Genomic DNA, 21,882 nt, shown 5'->3' on the forward strand with positions numbered 1-21,882 from the left:
TGGCGCTACCACTGACACAATCCGTTAACGAACAAGTCGGGCATTCGGTGTCTACCGCTTTTATCCGCAAATCTCGGTGCGGGCTGGGTCGTTGAGCGGGTGGAGACACCCGACCGGATTGGACCTGGCGTGCGGATCATCGCTTTCTGGTCGCAGCTGCCGACGCTGCGTTCGCGGTACTCGCCGAAGGCGAACAGCCTCGGTTTCCTGCGTCTGGGCCTGGCCTTCGCCGTCCTGGTCGCGCACGCCTGGCCGCTCGGCTTCGGCGCGGGCAACCCGGGCCTGCGGCAGACCCACGGTCAGACCGACCTCGGCACCCTGGCCGTGAACGGGTTCTTCGTCCTGTCGGGCTTCCTGGTGACCGCGAGCGCCCAGCGCCTCGGCGCGGCGCGTTTCGCCTGGCACCGGTTCCTGCGGATCTTCCCCGGGCTGTGGGTGTGCCTGCTTGTCATCGCGTTTGTCGTGGCGCCGCTGATCAGCGTGATCACGCGCGGCTCGCTGCGGTCGCTGTTCGGCCACCCGGCGGGCCCGATGCAGTACGCGTGGGGCAACTGGTTCGGCAACCCGCGCCAGTGGGGGATCGGCGACCTGCTGACGGAGACGCCATACGGGCGCCTCGCCCACGGCAGTGTCTTCAACGGTTCACTGTGGAGCCTGGTGTACGAGCTGAGCTGCTACGCCGGCCTGATCGCGCTGATCGCCGCCGGGGTGCTCCGCCGCTCACCCGGCCTGGTCCTGGTGCTCGCCGCCGGCGCGTACGCGGTCATCGTCACCGACTTCGTCCTGGCGCTGCCGTCGTCGGGCCTGGCGACACATCCGCTGCAGCGGGGCATCCTGGGCCCGATCCCGCTGGTCGGCTACCTGAACCTGCAGACGGTGATCTACCTGGGCTTCCTCTTCCTGCTCGGCGCGGTGTTCCAGCTGTACCAGCACCGCGTCCCGATCCACCCCGCGCCGGCCCTGGCCGCCGCCGTGGTCCTGGCGTCGTCGATGTTCGTGGGCGGCTTCTACGTGTTCGGTTACCCGGCCTACGCATACCTGCTGATCTGGGCCGCCTGCGCCCTCCCGCCGTTCCTGCACCGGGTGGGCCGGGAGCGCGACTACTCGTACGGCATCTACATCTACGCGTTTCCGGTGCAACAGTCGGTGGCCCTGTTCGGCGGCGCACGGTGGGGCCTGGTGCCGTACATCGTGTTGTCGGCCGCCGGTGCGCTGGCGCTCGCCGCGCTGTCCTGGCACGTCGTGGAGAAGCCGGCGCTGTCGCTGAAGCACTGGTCCCTGCGCCGCGAGGTCCGCCGGCCCGCCGAGTCCCCGGTCCTGGTGGGCGCCGGCCGCCCCTGACTCGGTCAGGCGCCTTCGGTCCAGAACCGCTGCAACCGCTCCACCGCGTCTTCCCTGGACATTGCCGCGATGACCGACTGCTCCAGGCCGACCCGGGTGATCAGCAGGTGTACCAGGTCTGCGGGCAGTGAGTCGCGTGGTTGTTCGACCTCACCGCGGTCCGGGTGCTCGCCGCCTCGTACGCACGCCCAGAACTCCGTCTCCGACACTCGCAGCTGGTCACGGAGAATATGTGTCCAGAGGCCGGCTCCGTAGGTCGAACGGTCCGGTGGATGGGAGATTCTCGTGCGTAGCACGGTGCCGTCCTTGAGCACCAGCTCGTAGGTCACGTGGTGGGTGCCGGTGCGTCCCCGCGCATCCCGCACCACTGTCCACCCCTCTGCGCGGCAGAACTTCTCGTGGTCCTGTCGCGTCGGCGCGGGCCGGTTCATTGCGGGCGACCGACCAGCCACACCCGGAGCTGCTCGTCGGTGCTGAGGCCCACGAACTGGACGAGTCCCCAGTTGTTGGCGTGGTTCGGTGCGTCCAGCAGTCGCTCCTGCCAGTCCTCGGCATATTCGCGGAGTGCGTCGATCATCTCGTTGATGGCCTCGTCGAACGTCGCCCCGTCGGCGGCCACGGGCAGGCCCGGTATGAAGGCGGACCACCCGTCTCCCTCGGCGACGACCTGGGCATTGGACGGGCACACCGTGGCCATGAAGTAGCGGAGTCGCTCAACGTCGACGACCGCCGTGCTGCGGTTGTCGCGTCGCACGGTGGCCACCCGTCCCCGATCCGCCGCGTCAAGCAGGTCTTTGAAGTGGGCACGCGCCTCGGTGTAGCTGTCGAAATGGACCGTCACACCGTCCACCATGCGCGGACCCCCTAAGTACGTCAAGTACGTCACGTACGTGCCAGTAGTAGCCATATGGCTACTATACCCCCGTGGGTAGAGAGTCGCGCATTGCCGCCCACCCTCGCCGCGCCCCTGACGGCGACACCGATGTGGTTTGCCCGCGAGTTGCATAGGCCATACGGCCATATGTAGGCTCGGCTGCGCAAACGACGTCTAGACTTACCGCCATGAGCGAGGAGCCGGGCATGACTGCCGTCCCCAAACTGCCGCTCGGGCCCCTCACGCTGGACGACGTGACTGCGATCGCCGAGGCCGACGGTCGGCATCGGTTCGAGCTCGTCGAAGGGAATCTCGTTGTCATGCCGCCGGGCACCTGGAGGCATCAGCAGATCAGCGGGTTGCTGTTCACGTGGTTCCAGACCAACGGCTTCCATGACCGGGTCAACTTCGCCCCCGGTGTGCGCACCGCGGCCGACGAGCTCAACGGGCGCATTCCCGACCTGGTCGTGACGACCCGGCCGGTCCCGCCGGACACCGTCTGGCTGCCGGTCGACGTGGTGCTGCTCGCGGTTGAGATCGTGTCGAAAGGCTCCGAGCGCACCGACCGCTGGTTCAAGCCACTCGAATACGCGGCCGCAGGCATCCCGAACTTCTGGCGCGTCGAGCCCGACGAGAGCGTGCTGCGGTTCCGGCTCGACGGCGGAGCCTATCGGGAGATCGCCGCATCCAGCCTTGCCGAGCTGCTGTCGGGAGCCGTGCCGGACGGTCTCTGAAGCACTGGCCCGACAGGACTACGCTTCCGCCACGCCCCGCGGTTGGAGGAAGCCATGTCGAAGGTGAAAGCGTCCCTGTTCGGGCTCGCGTTCGGCGACGCGCTCGGCGCGCCAACCGAGTTTCTGAGCTACGAGGAGATTCTGCGCCGGTACGGGCAGCGTGGACCGCACGAATTACCACCGCGCGCGATGGTCACCGACGACACCCAGATGACCCTCGCCGTCGCCGACGGGCTGCTCAGTGCGATGGAGGAGCCGCCGGTCACCGCCGAGCGGCTGGAACCGCGGATCCGGGGCCGGTTCCTGCAGTGGTGGAGCAGCGACGAGAACGACCGGGCGCCCGGGCGCACCTGCATGGACGCCTGCGCCGCGATGGCCGGCGGCAAGCCCTGGTGGGAGGCGACCGTCGCGGGCTCGAAGGGCTGCGGCGCCAACATGCGCGTCGCGCCGATGGGCCTCGCACCCGGCCTCACCGAAGACGAGCGCGCCGGTGCCGCGCAGTTGCAGGCGGCGCTGACGCACGGCCACCCGACCGGGCTGGCGGCGTCGGAGCTGTCCGCGTTCGCCGTGCGCTGGTTGATCGACGGCCTGCCGATCGCGCAGCTTCCCGAGACGCTGCGGGAACGGTGCGTGTCGCAGCGGACGGTGTACCGCGGGGACTGGCTCGGCGACCAGCTCTGGCGGCAGCCGATGGTCGAGTCGCCGGAGCAGTTCATCGCCCACGGCTGGGACGAGTGCCGCACCGCCCTCGAAGGGCTCGAGGAGGCGGTACGGCACGTCGGGCCGGACGCCGACCCGTGCTCGGCCGCCGGCGCCGGCTGGGTCGCCGAGGAGGCACTCGCGACGGCGGTCTACTGCCTGCTGCTCTTCCCCGACAGTCCGGTCGACGCGATCGCCCGGGGAGCCGCCTCCTCCGGCGACTCCGACTCCATCGCCTCGCTCGCGGGCGGCTTCGCCGGCGCGGCGCACGGTGAGGACGCCTGGCCGGCCGAGTGGTACGAGCGGATCGAGTACCGCGCGGAGCTCGACCGGCTGGCGAAGGCCTGGAGCTGACGAGAAGGTCGCATCGCCTTGAGGTCGGCGACCGTCGAGCGGTTCCTGGAGATCCTGCGGGACGAGACGCGGCTCACAGCCTGTCACGTTCCGCCCGCCGGCTCGTCTGGAGTCGCATGACCAAGTCAATCCTTGTCACCGGCGCGACCGGGACCCTCGGCCGGGTGCTCGTCCCGGCACTGCGCGACCGCGGCCACGACGTTCGCGGGCTCAGCCGGTCGGCGCCCGGCCATGTGCACGGCGACCTGCGCACCGGCGCCGGCATCCCGGAGGCCGTCGACGGCGCCGACGTGATCATCCACGCGGCGACCGACGGCCGGCACGACGAAGCCACCACCAGCACCCTGTTGCGGTCCGTCCGCGACGACCAGCACCTCGTCTACGTCTCGATCGTGGGCGTCGACCGCGTGCCGCTGCCGTACTACCGCAGCAAGTACCGCATCGAACAGACGATCCGCGCCAGCGGCGGTTCGATTCTGCGGGCGACGCAGTTCCACGGCCTGGTGCACGCGTTCGCCCGGGTGCTGACGAAGGCGCCGCTGGGTTTCTACCCGGCGTTCGCCTTTCAGCCGGTCGACACCGGCGACGTGGCGCGCCGGCTGGCGGAGATCGCCGAGGGCGGCCGGGTCGAGCTGGAGGACTTCGCCGGCCCCGAGGTGCGCAGTGCTCGCGACCTTTTCGAGTCGTACCTGCGGATCGCCGGCAAACGGCGCCCGCTCGTCCCGCTCCGGCTCCCCGGCAAGATCTTCGGCGGCTACCGCGCCGGCGGACACCTCGCCCCCGACCGCGCCCTCGGCACGGTCACCTGGGAAGCGTTCCTAACTCGCCGAGCGGCGGATCCGGCGTAGGCCGACGGCGGCGGAGACGCCGGCCGCCGCCACGTCGGCGAGGGTGAACAGCAGCCGCGACACGAGCGTGATCGCCCACGCCGACGGCCACGACATGCCGAGGCCGGCCAGGGCGACCGCCATCAGGAACTCGCGGGCGCCGAGGCCCGACGGGGCCACGATGACGAAGGTGCTGATGCTCAGCGCGAGCGCCATGGCGAACACGCTGCCCATGAAGCCGTCGAAGCCGGGCAGGTCGGACCGGACCAGCAGCCAGACGTGCAGGCCGGCGGCCAGGTAGCCGGCCGCGATCCAGGCGAGGCTCTCCAGCACCGGGCGCCACCCGATCGGGCGGTCCAGCGGCGCGCGGCGCAGCAGCCGCATCGCCCGGTTGACCAACCAGGTGAGCAGCGGCGGGTAGCAACAGACGATGGCGAGGGGGAAGAGGATCACCGCGGACCAGACCGCGATCGCCCCGAACGTGTCGTGCTTCGACGCGTCGGCCCCGTCGAAGGCGATACCGAAGCCGGGCGCCGTCAGGATCAGGCCGCAGGCGACGCCCAGGCCGCTCACCACGACCGAACCGATGAACACCTTGGCGCGGGAGACCCCGGCCCGGCGGCCGAGCTCCATCTGCACGACGTAGGCCCAGACCGTGCCCGGCAGATACTTGCCCAGTGCGCCGACCAGCATGATCGGCGCGGCGTCCCGGACGCGTAGCCGGTGGTCGAGGTTGCCGACCATCGCGCGCCACGCCATCATCGTCGCCCACAGGGAGGCGACGGCGGCGACGAGCGAGGCGACCAGCGTCGGCCACGACAGCTTCCGGAACGTCGTTTCGACAGCGCCCCACTGGTCGACCGTGGTCGCGACGATGAAATAGACGATGCCCAGCGCGGCCAGGATGCGGACCGCCTTGACCAATCTGGCACGCCAGGGACGGGCTGGTGGTGTCGGAGCGACCGCCGGGTCCTGCACAGGGTCGCCGGTGATCGTTTCGGACTCACCCACGGTCGGTCACGCTAGCATGCAGGCCTGCGACCCTCTCAGCTGAAGGAGTCCGCGTGCGGTACGTGGTCATCGGTGGCGGCATCGTCGGGCTCGCCACCGCCCACCGGCTGACCCTGGAGCACCCGGATGCGCAGGTCACGGTGGTCGAGAAGGAACACACCTGGGGCGTGCACCAGACCGGGCACAACTCGGGCGTGATCCACGCCGGGGTGTACTACAAGCCCGGCAGCCTCAAGGCGACGCTCTGTAAGGCCGGCAGTGCCTCCATGGTCGAGTTCTGCCGGGAACACGACATCCCGCACCGGATCACCGGCAAGCTGATCGTGGCGACCGACGAGTCGGAGTTGCCGCGCCTGCACGCGCTGTACGAGCGGGCGCTCGCCAACGGCCTGCCGGTGCGGATGGTCAGCCAAGGGGAGGCCCGCGAGCACGAGCCCGAGGTCGCCTGCATCGAGGGCATCCATGTCGCGTCGACCGGCATCGCCGACTTCGGCGCGGTCTGCGTCGCCCTGGCCGCGCTCAGCGAGAAGAACGGCGCCACTCTGCGTCCCGGCAGTGCCGTCACCGGCATCCGTGACCGCGGAAACGAGATCGTGGTCGGCACGACGACCGGCGACCTGACCGCCGACGTCCTCGTCAACTGCGCCGGCCTGCACGCCGACCGGGTCGCCCGGATGGCGGGGATCCGTCCGCCCGCCCGGATCATCCCGTTCCGGGGTGAGTACTTCGAGCTGCGCGAGGACCGGCGGCACCTGGTCAACGGCCTGATCTACCCGGTGCCCGACCCGCAGTTCCCGTTCCTCGGCGTGCATCTCACCCGGATGGTGGACGGCAGCGTCCACGCCGGCCCGAACGCGGTCCTCGCCCTGGCCCGGGAGGGCTACACGTGGGGCCGCATCCGGCCCCGTGACGTCGCCGACACCGTCACCTACCCGGGGCTGTGGGCGCTGGCCCGCCGCCACCTGCGGTACGGGCTGACGGAGGTGCGCCGGTCGCTGTCGAAGCGCCGGTTCGCCGCGAGCCTCGCCCGGCTCGTCCCCGCCGTGACCGCCGACGACCTGGTGCCGGCCGCGGCCGGGGTCCGCGCCCAGGCGATCACCCCCAAGGGGGACCTCGTCGACGACTTCCTCATCGTCGCCGAGGGGCGGCAGGTCCACGTCCTCAACGCACCCTCACCGGCGGCGACCAGCTCGCTGGAGATCGCGAAGTACATCACCGCACAGCTACCGGGGAGGTAGGGCTTTCCATCGAACGCGGTCGGCACTACGGTGGGCCGCTGTGCGAAAGGTGTTGTTGGCCGCGTTCTGTGCACTGTTGCTCGGCGGCTGCGACGGGGACGCCGGCGCTGCGCCGGCCACTCAGCGTTCGACGGCGCCGGCGGCCGCGGCCGGCGGCGCGTGCCAGCTCCTCGACTTCGCGATGGTCAACGCGAAGCTCGGCCTCGACCTGAACGTGGCCGCGGCGGCGACCCAGGACAACACCTTCACGTGTGTGCTCCAGACGCAGGGCGCCAGCTACCCCGACCTGATCCTGTCGGTGAGCAGCACCACGGTCGGCGCCGACGTCTTCGGCTCGATCGTCCAGCCGAAGGACGCCGCCGCCGTCCAAGGCCTCGGGTTGGTCGGCTACCAGATGCCCACCCCGGCGGCGGACAACGCCGGGCCGGGCGTCGAGGTCGGATGGCTCGCCGGCAACAAGCGCATCATCGAGCTGTCGCTGCGATTCGCCCCCGGCACGGGCGACGACAAGGCCGCGGAGGCGATACCGAAGGTGGTCGAGCTGGCCAAGTTGATCGACCTGAGCAGTCTGTGAACCGGTCGGCGTTACCGTCGGAACCATGGACTTGGGTGAACGCATCGGACGGCTGGGAATCTGGGGCCAGGAGCTGCGCAGCACCGGCCTGACCGGCCAGCAGCGGGAGCAGGCCGCGGAGCTGGAGTCGCTCGGCTACGGCGCGATCTGGCTGGGCGGCAGCCCCGGCGTCGAGCACGCGCGGCCGCTGCTGGCGGCGACGGAGCGGGTCGTCGTGGCCACCGGCATCCTGAACATCTGGCAGCACAAGCCCTCGGACGTGGCTGCGGAGACCGCCGCCGTCGAGCGCGACCACCCGGGCCGCTTGCTGCTCGGGCTCGGCGTGAGCCACAGCCAGCTCATCACCCAGTACCACCGGCCGTATGCGGCGATGGTGGACTTCCTCGACGGCCTGGACGCCTCGCCGACACCCGTCCCGCCGTCGCGCCGGGTCCTCGCCGCGCTCGGCCCCAGGATGCTGCGCCTCGCGGTGGAGCGCGCGGCCGGGGCGCACCCCTACATGGCGCCGCTGGAGCACACCGCCGCGGCTCGGGAGGTGCTCGGCGCCGGCCCGCTGCTGGCCCCGGAGATCAACGTCGTCGTCGAGACCGACCCGGCGACCGCGCGGGCCGCGGCCCGCGCCCACCTGGAGCCCTACCTGGCGATGACGAACTACACGAACAACTTCCGCCGCTTCGGCTTCACCGACGACGACCTCGCCGGCGGCGGCAGCGACCGGCTGGTCGACGCGCTCTACCTGTGGGGCGACCCGGACCGGATCCGCTCGCGTGCGCTCGCCTTCCACGACGCCGGCGCCGACCACCTGGCGGTGCAGGTCGTGCGCCCGCAGCCGACCGCCGACCTGCCCATGGTGCAGTACCGGGCGCTGGCGTCGGCCCTGGGCGGGTAGGTCAGCTTCCCGCGCTGACCGCGGCGGCGAACAGCCGCTCGGGGTCGCCGAAGTACCGCCAGGGCCACACCGCGGGCCGGGTGCCGCTCAGCCGCAGGTGCGGGCGGGCCCGGCCGGGAACGTTCGCCTGGTGGTACAGCGCGGCGAACGTCTGATGGGCCGTGATCGTCCACGGATGGTCGGCGAAGGCCGCGGCTCCGGCGAGCAGCCGGTCGGAGGCCGCGTCGACCTCCAGGCGGATCGCGGCGTCGGCGAAGTACCGCCAGGCGCGCCAGAACCGCGTGATCACGGTGCCCCGCAGGAGGCCGTCGACGTAGCCCTCGATGTGGGCCAGGGCGATCAGGGCCAGGAACGGGTGGCCGTCGGGCCGCTCCGCCACCCGCGTCCGGGCGAACGCCAGGACCCTCTCCTGGCTGCCGTACCACTTGTTGGTGAGGCCGGCCAGGTAGCGGGTGTGGGCGCGGTACAGGTCCGGCGCCAGGATCATCGCCCGCTTGAACACGTCGGTCGGCTCGCTCGTGTACAGCGGCGCGCCCAGCACCACCCCGGCGAGCTCGCTCCACGGCACCGGGTCGCTCAGGTTGAGCGCAGCCGCCCGCCGCAGGGCCCGGCGCGCCTCGCCGACCAGGACCTCCTGGTCGCGCAGCTGCCGATGGCTGGTGTGCTCACCATCGGCGGTGCCGCGCGCCGTCCACGCCGCGGCGGCGAGCGACGCCCCGAGCAGGAGCCAGCGCTCCGGCCCGTACGGCTGCCGGTCGGCGAGGTCGCGCAGCAGGTCCAGGTGCCGCTGTCCGGCGACGCCGAGCACTTCGACCGCGTGCTCCTTGCGATGGACGTCGTCGGCGGCCGCGATCAGCTCCAGCGCCGGCTGCGGGTCGGCGTCGTCCGCGAGCATCCGGAGCGCCTTCTCCAGCACCTCGTCGGAGAACGCAAGGTCGAGGGCCACGACGTGAGCCTAAGGCGGCCTATGACGCCTGGACCGGCGCAATCCGTCGTTATCGCCCTAGGAGGAGGTCGCCCGGTCGTCGTAGCGGCGGCGGGCCTCCGCGACGTCGGCGCGGTGGCGCTCGGCCCAGGCGGTCAGGGCGACCAGTGCCGAGTGGAGTTCCATGGCCATGGGCGTCAACCGGTACTCCACCCGGAGCGGGACGGTCGGGTACACGGTCCGGACCAGCAGGCCGTCACGCTCGAGGTTGCGCAGCGTCAGGGTCAGCATCCGCCGGCTGATGCCGCTGATGGCCCGCTCCAGCTCGGTGAACCGGATCGGGCCGTCAGCGGCGGCGACGAGAATGCACACGCTCCACTTGCCGGCGACCCGATCAACGACCTCCTGCACGGAGCAGGCCGGCGCGCAGCCGTCCTCGGACCGCATGGCGGGTCAGTGCGCGGCGACGAACACGCGCGAGGCGACCTCGCGGGGAAGCCGGATGCGCTCGCCTGCCCGGTCGATGCTGACACCGTCGCGCTCCTGCGCCACGGTGACCGTCGCGCCCGGGTCGATGCCGGCGGTGTGCAGCTGGCGCAGCACGTCGGCGTCGGTCTGGACGCTTTCGCAGATGCGGCTCACGACGACCGAACCGGCGAGCCCGGGGAACGCCAGGTTGCGCTCCGCGTCGCTCAGTTTGTCGGCGGTGTCGCTGCCCTCGAGGCCCTCCAGGCCCGGGATCGGGTTGCCGTAGGGCGAACGGGTCGGCCGGCCGAGCAGATCGTAGACCCGCTGCTCGACGGCGTCGCTCATGACGTGCTCCCAGCGGCAGGCCTCTTCGTGAGCCTCCTCATAGGGCAGGCCGATGACGTTGACCAGCAACAACTCGGCCAGCCGGTGCTTGCGCATGACCGCGACCGCGTGCGTGCGGCCCTCGTCGGTCAGCGCCAGGTGGCGGTCACCCTCGACGATCAGCAGGCCGTCACGCTCCATGCGAGCGACGGTCTGGCTGACGGTGGGGCCACTCTGGCGCAGACGCTCGGCGATCCTGGCCCGCTTGGGGACGATGCCCTCCTCCTCGAGCTCCAGGATCGTCTTCAGGTACATCTCGGTGGTATCGACCAGGTCGTTCACTGCCCTTGCCCTCCCGGTACGCGATGCTACTCGCTGCGTACGACAAGATTGGAACGTGACAGCCAACCGGGCGATCTTGGACGTTGCCGTGCTCGCCGAGCTGGTGCGGTCAGCCCAACCGCCGACTCTTCTCGATGTGCGCTGGACCCTTGCGAAGGACGGCCGGGCCGCATACACGGCCGGCCATCTGCCTGGCGCGGTCTTCGCCGATCTCGACGTCGACCTCTGTGGACAGCCGGGCGCCGGTGGGAGGCATCCGCTGCCCGATCCCGCGGAGCTGGAGGCAGCACTGCGGAGATTGGGGGTCCGCGCCGGACATCCGGTGGTGGTGTACGACGCAGGCGGATCCAATCCTACCGGCGCCGCGGCCCGTGCCTGGTGGACGCTGCGCTGGGCCGGTGTGGACGACGTCCGGGTGCTCGACGGCGGATACGCGGCGTGGGTGGCGGCAGGACTGCCGGTGACGACCGAGGAGCCGGTTCCGGCAGCAGGGGACGTCATTGTGACGCCTGGACACATGCCGGTATGGACCGAGGTCGAGGCCGCCGACCCGCGCAACACACTCATCGACGCCCGTGTCGCCGCCCGGTTCCGCGGCGACGCCGAGCCGGTCGACCCGGTCGCGGGCCACATCCCCGGTGCGGTCAACGTCCCGGCGGCGCGGACCGTCACGCCGGAAGGGCTGCTCAAGCCGCTCGGCATCAGCGGCGACCGGATCGGCGCCTATTGCGGGTCGGGGGTCACCGCCGCGCAGATCGTGCTCGCCCTCTACGCGGAAGGGCTGGACCCGGCGCTGTACGTGGGCTCGTGGAGCCACTGGATCACCGATCCGGCCCGAGCCGTCGCGACAGGGGAATCGTCGTGAACACTCTCGTGGTCTGGGACGAGGCGCTCCTGCGGTACGACATGGGCGACCATCCGCTGGATCCGGTGCGGGTGGAGCTGACCATGGCGCTCGCGCGGTCGCTCGGGGTGCTGGACCGTCCAGGTGTCACCGTCCAGCGGCCGGAGCCGGCCACCGACGCCGTCCTCGCGACCGTCCACGACCCCGACTACATCGCCGTCGTGAAGGCCGCGTCGACCGGCCGGCGGATCAGCATGATGGGCCTCGGCACGCTCGACAACCCGACGTTCGTGGGCATGCACGAGGCGAGCGCGCTGATCGCCGGCGCCACGCGGCGGGCCGCCGAGGCGGTGTGGCTGGGCGAGACCGACCGTGCGGTCAGCATCTCGGGCGGCCTGCACCACGCCATGCCGGACCGCGCGGCCGGATTCTGCGTCTACAACGACCCCGCGGTCGCGATCAAGCGCGTCCTCGAGCTCGGCGCGGAGCGGGTGGCCTACGTCGACATCGACGTGCACCACGGCGACGGGGTGCAGGAGATCTTCTACAACGACCCGCGGGTGCTCACGATCAGCCTGCACGAGTCCCCGCGCACACTGTTTCCCGGCACCGGGTTCCCCGACGAGACCGGCGGAGCGGGCGCGGAGGGGTCGGCGGTCAACGTGGCGCTGCCGCCCGGGACGGACGACAAGGGCTGGCTGCGGGCGTTTCATGCGGTGGTACCAGGTGTGCTGCGCGCCTTCCGCCCGCAGCTGCTCTTCACGCAGTGCGGCGCCGACACGTACCGGCACGATCCGCTCGCCAACCTGCGGCTCACCGTCGACGGCCAGCGCGCGGCGTACCTCGCCCTGCGGGACCTCGCCACCGAAGTCGCCAGCGGGAAGTGGGTCGCCAGCGGCGGCGGCGGATACGCGCTGGTCGAATGCGTCCCGCGGGCCTGGACCCATCTGCTGGCGGTGCTGACCGGCGACGCGCTGGACCCGGCGGTGGAGACACCCGCGGCCTGGCGGGAACTGGCCGCCGAGCGGCGCCCCTCCCATCGGGTGCCGCCGGCGATGACGGACGGCGGCGACGCCGCGTGGAACCCGTGGGTGCCGGGCGAGTCCCCGGACGCGATCGACCGCTCGATCATGGCGACCCGCCGCCTGACGTTCCCGTTCTTCGGCCTGGACCCGCACGACCCGCGTGACTAGGGCGTGTCAGGTGCGGACGACAGCCTCGATCCGGGAGAGCCGCCGCTTGATCTGATCCAGCTCGGCCAGCATCGCGCTCTCCGCCGCCGGGGAAGTGCCGAACGACGTCTCGGGCGACGCGGCGGACCGCAACGACGAGAGCTCGTCGTGCAGTGCGATCAGTGTCCGGGCCACGACGTCGAGGAACTCGTCCACCTCGTCCTCGTCGTAGCCGCGCTTGCCGAAGGGCGCCTTCGCGAACCTGACGGCCTGCACGTCCGCCGGGGTCAACATCATGCCGGACACGGTACATCCCCCGTGGTGCGACGATGGGGAACGTGAACGACACGTCGAGTCGGGCCGCGGACGTCCTGCTCTCGGACGGCACAACCGTCCACGTGCGGCCGATCCGGGCCGACGACGCCGACCGGATCGTGGCGCTGCACTCGCGGTTCTCCGAGCGCACCCGCTACCTGCGGTACTTCTCCGCCTACCCGCGCATCCCGCCGCGCGACCTGGAGCGCTTCGTCAACGTCGACCACCACGACCGCGAGGCGTTCGTCGTGGAGCACGCCGGTGAGCTGATCGCGGTCGGGCGGTACGAGCGGCTCGGCGCCGGCTCGCACCAGGCCGAGGTCGCCTTCGTCGTCGAGGACGCGCACCAGGGCCGGGGGATCGGGTCGGTGCTCATCGAGCATCTGGTCGCGGCCGCAGGTACCGAGGGCATCACCGAGTTCGAGGCGGACGTGCTGCCGGTGAACCAGGCCATGCTGCGCGTGTTCATGGCCGCCGGGTTCCGCATCGAGCGTGAGTTCGCCGACGGGGTCGTGCACCTGTGGTTCCCGATCGCCGCCACGCCCGACTCCCTGCGTGTCCAGCGGGCCCGCGAACAGCAGGCCGAGGCCCGCTCGATCGGCCGGCTGCTCAACCCGCGCGGCGTGGCCGTCTACGGCGCCCGCGCCGACGGCACCGGCATCGGCGCGGCCCTGCTGAGCCACCTCAAGAGCGCCGGGTTCGCCGGTGAGCTGATCCCGGTCCACCCGTCCGCCACAGTGGTCGGCGGCCTTCCCGCCGTCGCCTCGTTGCGCGGCACCGCCGGTGTCGACCTCGCCGTCGTCGCGGTGCCGGCCGAGGCCGTCCCGGGTGTCGTCGAGGACTGCGCCGCAGCCGGCGTCCACGGTCTCGTCGTCGTGTCGGCCGGGTTCGCCGAGTCGGGCCGGGCCGGCGCCGGGGCGCAGGCGGCGCTGCTGCGGGCGGTCCGCAGCCAGGGCATGCGCCTCGTCGGCCCCAACTGCCTCGGCATCGCCAACACCGACCCCGGCGTGCGGCTCAACGCCACACTGGCCCCGCTGCTGCCCCGCCGGGGCCGTGTCGGCTTCTTCAGCCAGTCGGCCGCGCTCGGCACGGCGCTGCTGGCCGAGGCCGACCGGCGCGGCCTGGGCCTGTCGACGTTCGTTTCCGCTGGCAACCGCGCCGACGTGTCCGGCAACGACGCGTTGCAATACTGGCGGGAGGACCCGCACACCGACGCCGTCCTGCTGTACCTCGAGACGTTCGGCAACCCGCGCAAGTTCGCGCGCATCGCCCGCGAACTGGCCCGCCGCAAGCCGGTCACCGCCGTCGCCAGCCCGGTCCGGCCACCGGCACTCGACGCGGTGACGGTCGGCCCCGACGCGCGCGGCGTGGCGGCCCTGTTCGCGAGCTCCGGCGTCATCCGGGTCGACACCGTCGCCGAGCTGTTCGACGTCGGGCTGCTCATCGCCGGGCAGCCGCTGCCGCCCGGCAACCGCGTCGCGGTCGTCACCAACGCCGCCGCCCTGGGCGTGCTCACCGTCGCCAAGGCGCCGGCCGCCGGGCTGCGCGTCGCCGCGGGCTACCCGCGGGATCTCGGCCCCACCGTGTCGGACGTGGACTTCGTGCAGGCCGTCCACGACGCCCTCGACGACGAGAACGTGGACGCGGTGGTCGCCGCGTACGCGCCCGCGCTCGCCGAGGGCGACAAGCTGGGCGTCGCCGAACTCCTGCGCAGCTCCACCGCCGGATCGGCCCGGCCGCTGGCCGTGGTGATGCCGGCGGACCCGTCGTTCACGGTGGCCCCCGCGTACGTCGACGGCGACCCGCCCGCGCTGCCGATGTTCCCCGCGATCGAGGAAGCGGTGCGGGCGTTGGGGCGGGTCGCGCGGTACGCCGCGTGGCGCCGCGAGCCGATCGGCGCCCTGCCGACAGCGCTGCCCGGCGTGGACACCGCCGCCGGAAATACCGTTGCCACGCGCCTGGCCACCTCGGCGTCATCCGGCGACGACGTCGTGGCGGACGAACTGTTGGCCGCCTACGGCATCCCGGTCGTGCCGTCCCGTCCGGCCGCCGGCGCGGCGGTGGGCACGGTGGCGGCCGAGCTCGGCTACCCGGTGGCGCTGAAGGTGGCGACGAAGCCGTGGCGCCACCGGATCGACCTGGGTGCGGTACGCCTGAACCTGACCTCGGCGGCGCTGGTCCAGGAGGCGTACGAGGAGCTGGAGCGCCTCTTCGGCCGCGGCGTCGAGGTGGTCGTCCAGCCGATGGTCGCCCCCGGCGTGGCGTGTGTCGTCGAGGTGGTCGACGACCCGTCGTTCGGCCCGGTCGTCGGTTTCGGCCTGGGCGGCGAGGCGGCCGACCTCCTCGGCGACCGCGCCTGGCGCCCGGTACCGTTGACCGACCGCGACGCGGCCGCACTGGTCCGCGCGCCGCGGGCGGCCCCGCTGCTCACCGGCTACCGCGGCGCGGCGCCGGTCGACCTGGACGCGCTGGCCGACCTCCTGCTGCGGATCGGCAGACTGGTGGACGAACAGCCGGCGCTGTCGGCGCTGTCGCTGAACCCGGTGCTGGCCCGCCCGACAGGCTTGGCAGTGCTGCACGCGAGCGCGGTGTTCGCCGGCCTGCCGCGCCCCGACCAGGGCCCGAGGCGCCTCTGACCTTGTAGCCCGAAGCCGGTTCGACCTGCTGTCCTGCCCCGGCCTGCTGTCCTGCCCCGGCCTGCTGTCCTGCCCCGGCCTGCTGGCCTGCCCCGGCCTGCTGGCCTGCCCCGGCCTGCTGGCCTGCCCCGGCCTGCTGGCCTGCCCCGGCCTGCTGGCCTGCCCCGGCCTGCTGGCCTGCCCCGACCCGCCGGCCCCTTTGACCTGCTCGATCTGGCGACCTGATCGATCTGCTCGGCTCGGCTCGGCACGGCTCGGCTGGACCCGCTGGGCGGTCTGACTTGCTGGCCCGGCCCGACCCACCGGCCCGGCCGACTCACGGCCCATTCGACCTGCCGGACCTGGCGACCTGATCGACTTGTCCGGCTCGGCTCTGCCCAGCCGACCCGCTGGGCCGGACCGACCCGACCGACCCGACCGGCTCGCCCCGACCGCACAACCACGCCGCTCACCAACCGTGTCGGCGGCAAACCGTCCGTCGGAGTTTGCCGACTTGGCGGGCTGGGGCGGGTTCGGTCAGCACAGGATGGAGCCGCACGGCCACGGGCGGTGGCAGCATCGTGGTGGCGAGCGGCTCGCGTGCAGCCGGCCGACGGCGACGTTCTGGGTCTTACTGCCGGCTGAGGTCAATTTCATGATCACAGAGTTTTCGTGTTGTCCCAGAGCCTGTTGCGCAATTCGGATCCCTCGCGCGCCAACCCCGACAACCGCGCCGATCTTGGAGTTGTGGTCCTTGACAAATCCGGACAAATTCGGAGGTTCATGGCGCCACAACTCCAAGATCGGCGCGTAGTTGGGCCGCCAACGCTGTCCCAGCGAATTACGCAACAGGCTCCCCAGTAGCACGAAAACTTTGTGATCATGAAACTCTGCCGGGCGAGCTGTCGTCGCGCATTGACCTTGGTGGTTTTCCGTGGCCAGGACCACCGAAAGTCACCAAGGTCAACTCGTTCGGTGATCGTGTTTGTCGAGATTACCGCTATATGTGCATATTTCGGGCAGAGTGCGGAGCGACGGGTGGGCGAAGTCGTGGGCAGCCGGGCGAAGAAAGTGGTGGAGCAGCGGGCGGGAGAAAGCTGTCCGGCCTGGGAAGCAGCATGCGCGAGGAACTGCGCGGCCTGGGAAGCGGCGGGCGGGAGGAGCCGCGCGGCTTGGCCAAGCTGCACACCCAGCAGCGCTGCTGGCCACCGTCCGGGCTGGTCGCTGTCCGGGCTTGGCGCCCTACCCCGGTGGGCGTCCACCCAGAACTCGGCGGCCCCGCCGCAGGTGAAGGTGTGGTCCAACGTGATCAGGCCGCCCGGATGGGCGGCCTGATCACGAAGTGCCGGTTGGTCAGGAGGCGTAGGCCTCGAGCCGCTTGGCCCGCGACGGGTGGCGGAGCTTCAGCAGTGTCACCTTCTCGATCTGGCGGATCCGCTCGCGGGAGAGGCCGAACTCGCGGCCCACCTCGTCCAGCGTGCGCTGCCGGCCGTCGTCCAGGCCGAACCGCAGGCGGATGACCGCCTGCTCGCGCTGGGACAGCGTTGACAGCACGATCTCGACCTCGGAGCGGAGCATGCCCTGCGAGACGCTGTCGGCCGGCTCCTCGCGGGGGTCGATCCGGGCGACGAAGTCGCCGAGGGCGCTCTCGCCGTCCTCGCCGACGGCCTGGTCCAGGCTGACCGGCTCGCGATCGTACGAGATGAGCTCGATGACCTGGTACTCCTCGACGCCCAGTGCAGCGGCGATCTCGGCGACGACGGGCTCGCGGCCCAGCGAGGTGGACAGGTCGCGGCGGACCCGGACCATCCGGTTGACCTGCTCGACCATGTGCACCGGGATGCGGATGGTGCGGGCCTGGTCGGCCATGGCGCGGGTGATGGCCTGTCGGATCCACCAGGTGGCGTAGGTGGAGAACTTGTAGCCCTTGGTGTAGTCGAACTTCTCGACGGCGCGGATGAGGCCGAGGTTGCCCTCCTGGATGAGGTCCAGGAACGCCATGCCACGGCCCGTGTACCGCTTGGCGATGCTCACGACCAGGCGGAGGTTGGCCTCCAGGAGGTGCGCCTTCGCGGCGCGGCCCTCGCGGACGATGACCTCGTAGGTCTTCATCCACGCGGGGTGCACCGTGCCGGTGGTGAGTTTCTCCTCGGCGTAGAGGCCCGCCTCGATCCGCTTGGAGAGCTCGACCTCCTGCTCGGCGGTCAGCAGCTTGGTGCGGCCGATCGTGTTGAGATACGCGCGAACCAGGTCCGCTGAGACGCCCGTGTTGTCGATCTGGGGCTCGTGCTGCTCGTCGGTCTCAACGTCGGTCGCGTTGAATTCCGTAATGTCACTCAGCGGCTGGGCCACTTCGCTCGCCTCCCGTGGTTTGACAAGTGGCGCGATCATTCCTACGGGAAGAAGCTTCGCTGAGCGGGCGTGAAGTGGCGGTGAGGCGGACGACGCGTGGCACGAAACCGGTAGTCCGCGCGGCGATCAGACCTCCAGCAACACGGTCCGTGGCCCCACGTTCACGCTTTCCGCCAGCATGTGAGTGCGGAATCGCCCGGTTTGCACGGTTGCGCCACGAGCGCGAAGCTCCGCGCAGAAGTCCTCGATCAGCGGCTCCGCGACCTCCGGCCGGGCCGCCGCGATCCACGTCGGCCGCCGGCCCTTGCGGGCGTCGCCGTAGAGCGTGAACTGCGAGACGACGAGCAGGGGTGCGCCGACGTCCGACGCCGACTGCTCGTCGTCCAGGATGCGCAGCTCGTGGACCTTGCGGGCCAGCGTCGCCACCGTGGCGGCGGTGTCGCTGTGCGTGACGCCCACCAGGACGAGCAGGCCGTCCTCGATCGCGCCGACCACCTCGCCGTCGACCGTCACCGAGGCCCGGCTGACGGTCTGGACCAGGGCGCGCACGCTACGCCGCCGGGCCGGGCAGCAGGATGCCGCGCTCGACCAGGTGCGCGACGAGGGGCACGGCCACGTCGGCGAGCACCTCAGCCGGTACCGCATGCGCCGCCGCCAACACGTCGACCTGATCCTGCAGGGTTACCGAACCGTCACAGGCGCCGACGAGCGCCAGCGCGACCGGGTCGACCTCCTCGATCCACCGCAGCCCGTCGGGCAGCGTGAGCAGCTGCCGGTCGACCTCCCACCCCTCCGGCCCTTGGCTCGCCTCCTGCTGGAGCCGCAGGCCGGGCGCGGCGCGGAAGCGCGTGGCCAGCAGGTCGCCGTCGCGCAGGAAGTCCTGCCGGTCGAACCAGTCGCCGATCAGCGGGCCGAGGGGTCCGTCGACGGTCTGCCGCAGGTCCTCGATGCGCACCGTCGGGTCCTCATGCCCGCCGGCCCGCAGTGTGATCAGCCCGAATCCGACCGCGTCCACCCTCTGGGCGTCGAACCAGTCGAGCCAGGCGGCGGCGAGAGCCGGCTGTACGCGCGGATCCTCCGACGCGTCCGTGAGCCAGAGGTTGACGTACGCGACCGGGTCCGACACCTCGCGCTGGATCACCCACGCGTCCAGCCCGGTGCCGGCGAGCCAGTCGGCGACCCGGTCCTCCCACGACTCGCCGGCGACGTGCAGCCAGTTGGCGAGGAACTGCATGTGCCCGCCGTCGGCCAGCAGTCCCGGCGCCGCCGCCACCAGTTCGGCGCAGACCGCGTCGCCCGGGCGGCCGGAGTCGCGGTAGGTGTGCGCGGTCGTCCCGGGCCCGGCCACGAACGGCGGATTGCTCACCACCAGGTCGAACCTGCGCCCCTGCACCGGACCGGTGAGGTCGCCCTGGAGCAGCTCCCAGTCCAGCCCGTTCAGCGCGGCCGTGGTCGCCGCGAACCGCAGCGCCCGGGGCAGGACGTCGGTCGCGGTGACCCGCCGCGCGTGCGTCGACAGGTGCAGGGCCTGGACCCCGCAGCCCGTGCCGAGGTCGAGGGCGCTGCCCACCGGGTGGCGCAGCGTCGCGGCGGCCAGCGTCGTCGAGGCGCCGCCGATGCCCAGGACGTGGTCGCCGGGCAGCGGTCGGCCGGGTCGCATGCTCGCGGACAGGTCGGCGACGACCCACCAGTCGCCGTACGGCTCGAGTTCCACCGCGGCCCGCACGCCGTCACCGTCGGCCTCCAGCAGCGGCAGCGCGGCCTCCAGCGGCAGCGGTGCCAGCGCGGCGGCGACCCGGGACAGCGGCTCGGTCTGGCCGCAGACGAACAGCCGGATCAGCGTCGCGAGCCGGTCGCCCCGCTCCTCGGTGACCTTGAGTGCGGCCCGGAAGTCGTTGCGCGCCAGCGCCGCGGTCGCGGCCTCGCCGAGGTGGTCCTTGATGCCCTGGGAGGTGTACTCCGCTGAGGTCAGCGCCTCGCGCAGCTGGGCAAGTCCGGTGGTGTCGAGCAGTGCGTCCACCCGTGACATCCTGCTACGTCAACGTTGGTCGATCCCTATGCAGGCGACGACCCGGTCCGCCTCGGGTGTCAGGAAGATCTGGAAATGGGTCGGCGGATCCTCGACCTTCGCCTCGCCGGTGCGTAAGGGGCGGTCGCCCGAGGCCTGCAACTGGCGGATCGCCTCGTCGCCGCCCAGCATCGGGTTGCCGATCTTTGCCATGTGTCGCGCTCGCAGAGAGTAACTGCGCGCGAGTTGGTCGGCGGGGAGGGTGTGGTCCCAGACGACGTACTCGGCGCCAGCGCGGATGGCCTCGCCGCAGGCCACGAAGGCAGCACCCGGCTCCTCGGCGAGGAGCCGGACCAGTGCTTCACGCTCCATGCTCTATGTGACCATAAAGCGGATCATTTCACTAGAAGCAGTTCTTCAATTGGGAGCGGATCGCCTGCGGGACGATGGTGTCGCACACGCCGTCGGTGCCGCCGGCGACCGCGAGCCACAGCTTCTTCGTGCCGTCGTAGTTGAACAGCACCGTCGCCGGATCCACGTTGTCCGGCCGGGTTCGCGCGGTCGCGTAGTCCTGCACGCAGCTGATGTCCGTGAGCCCGGCGCCGAGCACGAGGTGGGTCGACAGTTCCTTGTGCTCCCGGAACGCCTTTTCCAGCGTTGCGGCGTCCACCGGGCAGCCGGCCTGCGGGCTGGCGCCCGGCTTCGTCGGCGCCGGCCCTGTCTGCGGGACGGTCGACTCCTCGGCGGTCGGCGCGATGTTCGTCGGCGCGGCGCCGGATGGGCCGCCGCCGGAGCAGCCCGCGAGCGCTCCGGCGACGGCAAGGGAAAGGAAGGATTTCTTGAGCACGAGCGGCAATTTACGTCACTCTATGCTCAAGGACTAGCAGTTCTTGAGATGCGGCTGGATCGCAGCCGGCACGTTCGCCCCGCAGACGTTGTCGGTCCCGCCCATCACGGCGGCCCAGGACTTCTTCGCGCTGTCGTACTTGAACACCACCACCGCGGTGTCCATCTGCTCCGGCTGGGTCAGGGCCGTGGCCCAGCCCTGGTAGCAGCTGATGTCCTTGAAACCCTTGCCCAGGATGATGCTGCCGGCGACCTCCGCGTTGGCCTGGAAGGCCTTCCGGAGGGTCGCGTCGTCGACCGGGCAGCCGCCCGCGGCGGCTGATCCGGAGCCGGCCGGTGCGGCGCTGGACGGCGCCGCGGCGGTCGACTGCGCCGCGGACGGCGCGGCGCTCGAGGCTGCCGCGTTCCCCGGCGCGGCAGAAGAGGTGTCCGGCTCGTCGGTCGAACAACCGGCGAGCGCGACCGCCACGAAAGCGATCGGCAGAAGAAGGCTCTTCATCACACGCGGCATCTTGAGGCCTGCCGGATCCGCGTGGTTGTCGGCTTACCGACACGCGGTCCGGTCCTCGACATGAGTGAGTTTCCGATCCGCCCCGTGGGCTGGGTGGAGTCCACTTTGGAGGGTCGCGCGTCGACGTCAAACCGGTCCTCGGCGGGTTCGGGGAACGTCAGCCGGCCAGGAACCGCTCCAGGGCCTCGACCACCAGCGCGTGGTCGTCGGCCTGCGGCAGGCCGGACACCGTGACGACGCCGACGACCCCCACGTCGCGGACCCGGATCGGGAACGCGCCGCCGTGGGTCGCGTAGTCGGCCGGGTTCACGCCGTAATCCGCGTCGAACGTCCTGCCCCTTGCCGCCAGCCGCCGGCCCACGAGGTACGACGAGGCGTTGAGCCGCTCCACGACTCGGATCTTGCGCTCGATCCAGCGGTCGTTGTCCGGCGCGGTGCCCGGCAGCGCGGCGTGGAAGAGCTGGTGGCCGTGGCGGCGGATGTCGATCGTGATCGACAGGTCCCGCTCGCGGGCCAGATCGACGAGAAGGCAGCCGAGGGCCCACGCGTCGGTGTTGTCGAAGCGGCTGAACTGCAGCCGCTCCTCCTGCGTCTCAAGTTCACGGATGAGGTCTTCCAC

At 71.5% G+C, this 21,882-nt stretch carries 24 protein-coding genes; 10 read left to right on the forward strand and 14 right to left on the reverse strand.

All coding sequences use genetic code 11. From position 1 onward, the window contains the following. Positions 1-129 precede the first annotated feature (129 nt). Entirely contained in the window at positions 130-1,341 is a 1,212-nt protein-coding gene (locus Dfulv_RS08465; RefSeq protein ID WP_259862086.1) for an acyltransferase family protein, read from the forward strand. Positions 1,342-1,346: 5 nt separating this feature from the next. Here the strand turns inward: Dfulv_RS08465 and Dfulv_RS08470 are convergent, their stop codons facing one another. Then, entirely contained in the window at positions 1,347-1,706 is a 360-nt protein-coding gene (locus Dfulv_RS08470; protein WP_259862087.1) for a hypothetical protein, read from the reverse strand. Between the two features lie 62 nt (positions 1,707-1,768). Next, positions 1,769-2,182 (reverse strand): hypothetical protein, encoded by a 414-nt coding sequence (locus Dfulv_RS08475; RefSeq protein ID WP_259862088.1) that lies wholly within the window; start codon positions 2,180-2,182, stop codon positions 1,769-1,771. Between the two features lie 221 nt (positions 2,183-2,403). Between Dfulv_RS08475 and Dfulv_RS08480 the strand changes: the two genes are divergently transcribed. From Dfulv_RS08480 to Dfulv_RS08490, 3 genes are all read left to right on the forward strand, one after another. Then, a complete protein-coding gene (locus tag Dfulv_RS08480; RefSeq protein WP_259862089.1) occupies positions 2,404-2,949 on the forward strand; it encodes a Uma2 family endonuclease in 546 nt (181 codons plus the stop codon). A 54-nt stretch (positions 2,950-3,003) separates the two neighbouring features. Beyond that, positions 3,004-4,002 carry an ADP-ribosylglycohydrolase family protein gene (locus tag Dfulv_RS08485; RefSeq protein WP_259862090.1) on the forward strand — a complete coding sequence of 333 codons (999 nt, stop codon included), beginning with the start codon at positions 3,004-3,006 and terminating at the stop codon, positions 4,000-4,002. A 116-nt stretch (positions 4,003-4,118) separates the two neighbouring features. Beyond that, positions 4,119-4,850, forward strand: coding sequence for an SDR family oxidoreductase (locus Dfulv_RS08490; RefSeq protein WP_259862091.1), 732 nt, complete (start codon positions 4,119-4,121; stop codon positions 4,848-4,850). On the opposite strand, the gene Dfulv_RS08495 is transcribed toward Dfulv_RS08490, so the two are convergent. Further along, entirely contained in the window at positions 4,821-5,840 is a 1,020-nt protein-coding gene (locus Dfulv_RS08495; protein WP_259862092.1) for a lysylphosphatidylglycerol synthase transmembrane domain-containing protein, read from the reverse strand. The two genes, Dfulv_RS08490 and Dfulv_RS08495, sit on opposite strands and share 30 nt — an antisense overlap. A gap of 53 nt (positions 5,841-5,893) precedes the next feature. Here Dfulv_RS08495 and lhgO point away from each other — a divergent pair, with 53 nt between their 5' ends. From lhgO to Dfulv_RS08510, 3 genes are read left to right on the forward strand one after another with little or no spacing between them, the layout of a single operon-like run. Next, positions 5,894-7,078, forward strand: coding sequence for an L-2-hydroxyglutarate oxidase (lhgO, locus tag Dfulv_RS08500; RefSeq protein ID WP_259862093.1), 1,185 nt, complete (start codon positions 5,894-5,896; stop codon positions 7,076-7,078). Positions 7,079-7,118: 40 nt separating this feature from the next. Continuing rightward, positions 7,119-7,652, forward strand: a complete 534-nt coding sequence (locus Dfulv_RS08505; RefSeq protein WP_259862094.1) for a hypothetical protein — start codon at positions 7,119-7,121, stop codon at positions 7,650-7,652. A 25-nt stretch (positions 7,653-7,677) separates the two neighbouring features. Next, complete coding sequence (locus Dfulv_RS08510; protein ID WP_259862095.1) at positions 7,678-8,541, forward strand: LLM class F420-dependent oxidoreductase; 864 nt, start codon at positions 7,678-7,680, stop codon at positions 8,539-8,541. A gap of 1 nt (position 8,542) precedes the next feature. On the opposite strand, the gene Dfulv_RS08515 is transcribed toward Dfulv_RS08510, so the two are convergent. Genes Dfulv_RS08515 through Dfulv_RS08525 form a run of 3 tightly spaced genes read right to left on the reverse strand, consistent with a single transcriptional unit; the run spans position 8,543 to position 10,573 of the window. After that, positions 8,543-9,487 (reverse strand): hypothetical protein, encoded by a 945-nt coding sequence (locus tag Dfulv_RS08515; protein ID WP_259862096.1) that lies wholly within the window; start codon positions 9,485-9,487, stop codon positions 8,543-8,545. A gap of 57 nt (positions 9,488-9,544) precedes the next feature. Beyond that, a complete protein-coding gene (locus Dfulv_RS08520; protein ID WP_259862097.1) occupies positions 9,545-9,913 on the reverse strand; it encodes a winged helix-turn-helix transcriptional regulator in 369 nt (122 codons plus the stop codon). A 6-nt stretch (positions 9,914-9,919) separates the two neighbouring features. After that, complete coding sequence (locus Dfulv_RS08525; protein ID WP_319805831.1) at positions 9,920-10,573, reverse strand: metal-dependent transcriptional regulator; 654 nt, start codon at positions 10,571-10,573, stop codon at positions 9,920-9,922. Between the two features lie 82 nt (positions 10,574-10,655). Between Dfulv_RS08525 and Dfulv_RS08530 the strand changes: the two genes are divergently transcribed. Beyond that, the gene (locus Dfulv_RS08530; protein ID WP_259862099.1) at positions 10,656-11,465 is read left to right on the forward strand and encodes a sulfurtransferase; all 810 of its coding nucleotides are present in this window, start codon (positions 10,656-10,658) and stop codon (positions 11,463-11,465) included. Between the two features lie 41 nt (positions 11,466-11,506). After that, positions 11,507-12,637 (forward strand): acetoin utilization protein AcuC, encoded by a 1,131-nt coding sequence (locus Dfulv_RS08535; protein WP_406568005.1) that lies wholly within the window; start codon positions 11,507-11,509, stop codon positions 12,635-12,637. 6 nt (positions 12,638-12,643) lie between these two features. On the opposite strand, the gene Dfulv_RS48535 is transcribed toward Dfulv_RS08535, so the two are convergent. Continuing rightward, a complete protein-coding gene (locus Dfulv_RS48535) occupies positions 12,644-12,913 on the reverse strand; it encodes a DivIVA domain-containing protein (RefSeq protein WP_319805777.1) in 270 nt (89 codons plus the stop codon). Positions 12,914-12,945: 32 nt separating this feature from the next. Between Dfulv_RS48535 and Dfulv_RS08545 the strand changes: the two genes are divergently transcribed. After that, positions 12,946-15,567 (forward strand): bifunctional acetate--CoA ligase family protein/GNAT family N-acetyltransferase, encoded by a 2,622-nt coding sequence (locus tag Dfulv_RS08545; protein WP_406567948.1) that lies wholly within the window; start codon positions 12,946-12,948, stop codon positions 15,565-15,567. Positions 15,568-16,899: 1,332 nt separating this feature from the next. Here the strand turns inward: Dfulv_RS08545 and sigB are convergent. The 7 genes from sigB to Dfulv_RS08580 all read right to left on the reverse strand — a co-directional run bounded on the left by sigB (position 16,900) and on the right by Dfulv_RS08580 (position 21,882). Beyond that, entirely contained in the window at positions 16,900-17,877 is a 978-nt protein-coding gene (gene sigB, locus Dfulv_RS08550; RefSeq protein WP_406568006.1) for an RNA polymerase sigma factor SigB, read from the reverse strand. A 147-nt stretch (positions 17,878-18,024) separates the two neighbouring features. Continuing rightward, on the reverse strand, positions 18,025-18,447 hold the full coding sequence (dtd, locus tag Dfulv_RS08555; RefSeq protein WP_259862102.1) for a D-aminoacyl-tRNA deacylase: 423 nt from the start codon (positions 18,445-18,447) through the stop codon (positions 18,025-18,027). A gap of 1 nt (position 18,448) precedes the next feature. After that, positions 18,449-19,927, reverse strand: a complete 1,479-nt coding sequence (locus Dfulv_RS08560; RefSeq protein ID WP_259862103.1) for a DUF7782 domain-containing protein — start codon at positions 19,925-19,927, stop codon at positions 18,449-18,451. Positions 19,928-19,936: 9 nt separating this feature from the next. Continuing rightward, a complete protein-coding gene (locus Dfulv_RS08565) occupies positions 19,937-20,278 on the reverse strand; it encodes a hypothetical protein (protein WP_259862104.1) in 342 nt (113 codons plus the stop codon). 31 nt (positions 20,279-20,309) lie between these two features. Next, on the reverse strand, positions 20,310-20,753 hold the full coding sequence (locus Dfulv_RS08570; RefSeq protein WP_259862105.1) for a hypothetical protein: 444 nt from the start codon (positions 20,751-20,753) through the stop codon (positions 20,310-20,312). Between the two features lie 33 nt (positions 20,754-20,786). Continuing rightward, on the reverse strand, positions 20,787-21,251 hold the full coding sequence (locus tag Dfulv_RS08575) for a hypothetical protein (RefSeq protein ID WP_259862106.1): 465 nt from the start codon (positions 21,249-21,251) through the stop codon (positions 20,787-20,789). 169 nt (positions 21,252-21,420) lie between these two features. Next, positions 21,421-21,882 carry a heme-degrading domain-containing protein gene (locus Dfulv_RS08580; protein WP_259862107.1) on the reverse strand — a complete coding sequence of 154 codons (462 nt, stop codon included), beginning with the start codon at positions 21,880-21,882 and terminating at the stop codon, positions 21,421-21,423.

This window comes from Dactylosporangium fulvum (genome assembly GCF_025137375.1).
In the GTDB taxonomy this organism is placed as follows: domain Bacteria; phylum Actinomycetota; class Actinomycetes; order Mycobacteriales; family Micromonosporaceae; genus Dactylosporangium; species Dactylosporangium fulvum.

Excerpts from the sequence above, each read along its gene's own strand:
- Dfulv_RS08510 (WP_259862095.1), top strand. The coding sequence starts at position 7,678 with ATGGACTTGGGTGAACGCATCGGACGGCTGGGAATCTGGGGCCAGGAG.
- Dfulv_RS08560 (WP_259862103.1), bottom strand. The coding sequence starts at position 19,927 with ATGTCACGGGTGGACGCACTGCTCGACACCACCGGACTTGCCCAGCTG.
- Dfulv_RS08575 (WP_259862106.1), bottom strand. The coding sequence starts at position 21,251 with ATGAAGAGCCTTCTTCTGCCGATCGCTTTCGTGGCGGTCGCGCTCGCC.
- Dfulv_RS08535 (WP_406568005.1), top strand. The coding sequence starts at position 11,507 with ATGGGCGACCATCCGCTGGATCCGGTGCGGGTGGAGCTGACCATGGCG.
- Dfulv_RS48535 (WP_319805777.1), bottom strand. The coding sequence starts at position 12,913 with ATGATGTTGACCCCGGCGGACGTGCAGGCCGTCAGGTTCGCGAAGGCG.
- Dfulv_RS08480 (WP_259862089.1), top strand. The coding sequence starts at position 2,404 with ATGAGCGAGGAGCCGGGCATGACTGCCGTCCCCAAACTGCCGCTCGGG.
- Dfulv_RS08565 (WP_259862104.1), bottom strand. The coding sequence starts at position 20,278 with ATGGAGCGTGAAGCACTGGTCCGGCTCCTCGCCGAGGAGCCGGGTGCT.
- Dfulv_RS08520 (WP_259862097.1), bottom strand. The coding sequence starts at position 9,913 with ATGCGGTCCGAGGACGGCTGCGCGCCGGCCTGCTCCGTGCAGGAGGTC.
- Dfulv_RS08490 (WP_259862091.1), top strand. The coding sequence starts at position 4,119 with ATGACCAAGTCAATCCTTGTCACCGGCGCGACCGGGACCCTCGGCCGG.
- Dfulv_RS08485 (WP_259862090.1), top strand. The coding sequence starts at position 3,004 with ATGTCGAAGGTGAAAGCGTCCCTGTTCGGGCTCGCGTTCGGCGACGCG.
- Dfulv_RS08525 (WP_319805831.1), bottom strand. The coding sequence starts at position 10,573 with ATGTACCTGAAGACGATCCTGGAGCTCGAGGAGGAGGGCATCGTCCCC.
- Dfulv_RS08545 (WP_406567948.1), top strand. The coding sequence starts at position 12,946 with ATGGGGAACGTGAACGACACGTCGAGTCGGGCCGCGGACGTCCTGCTC.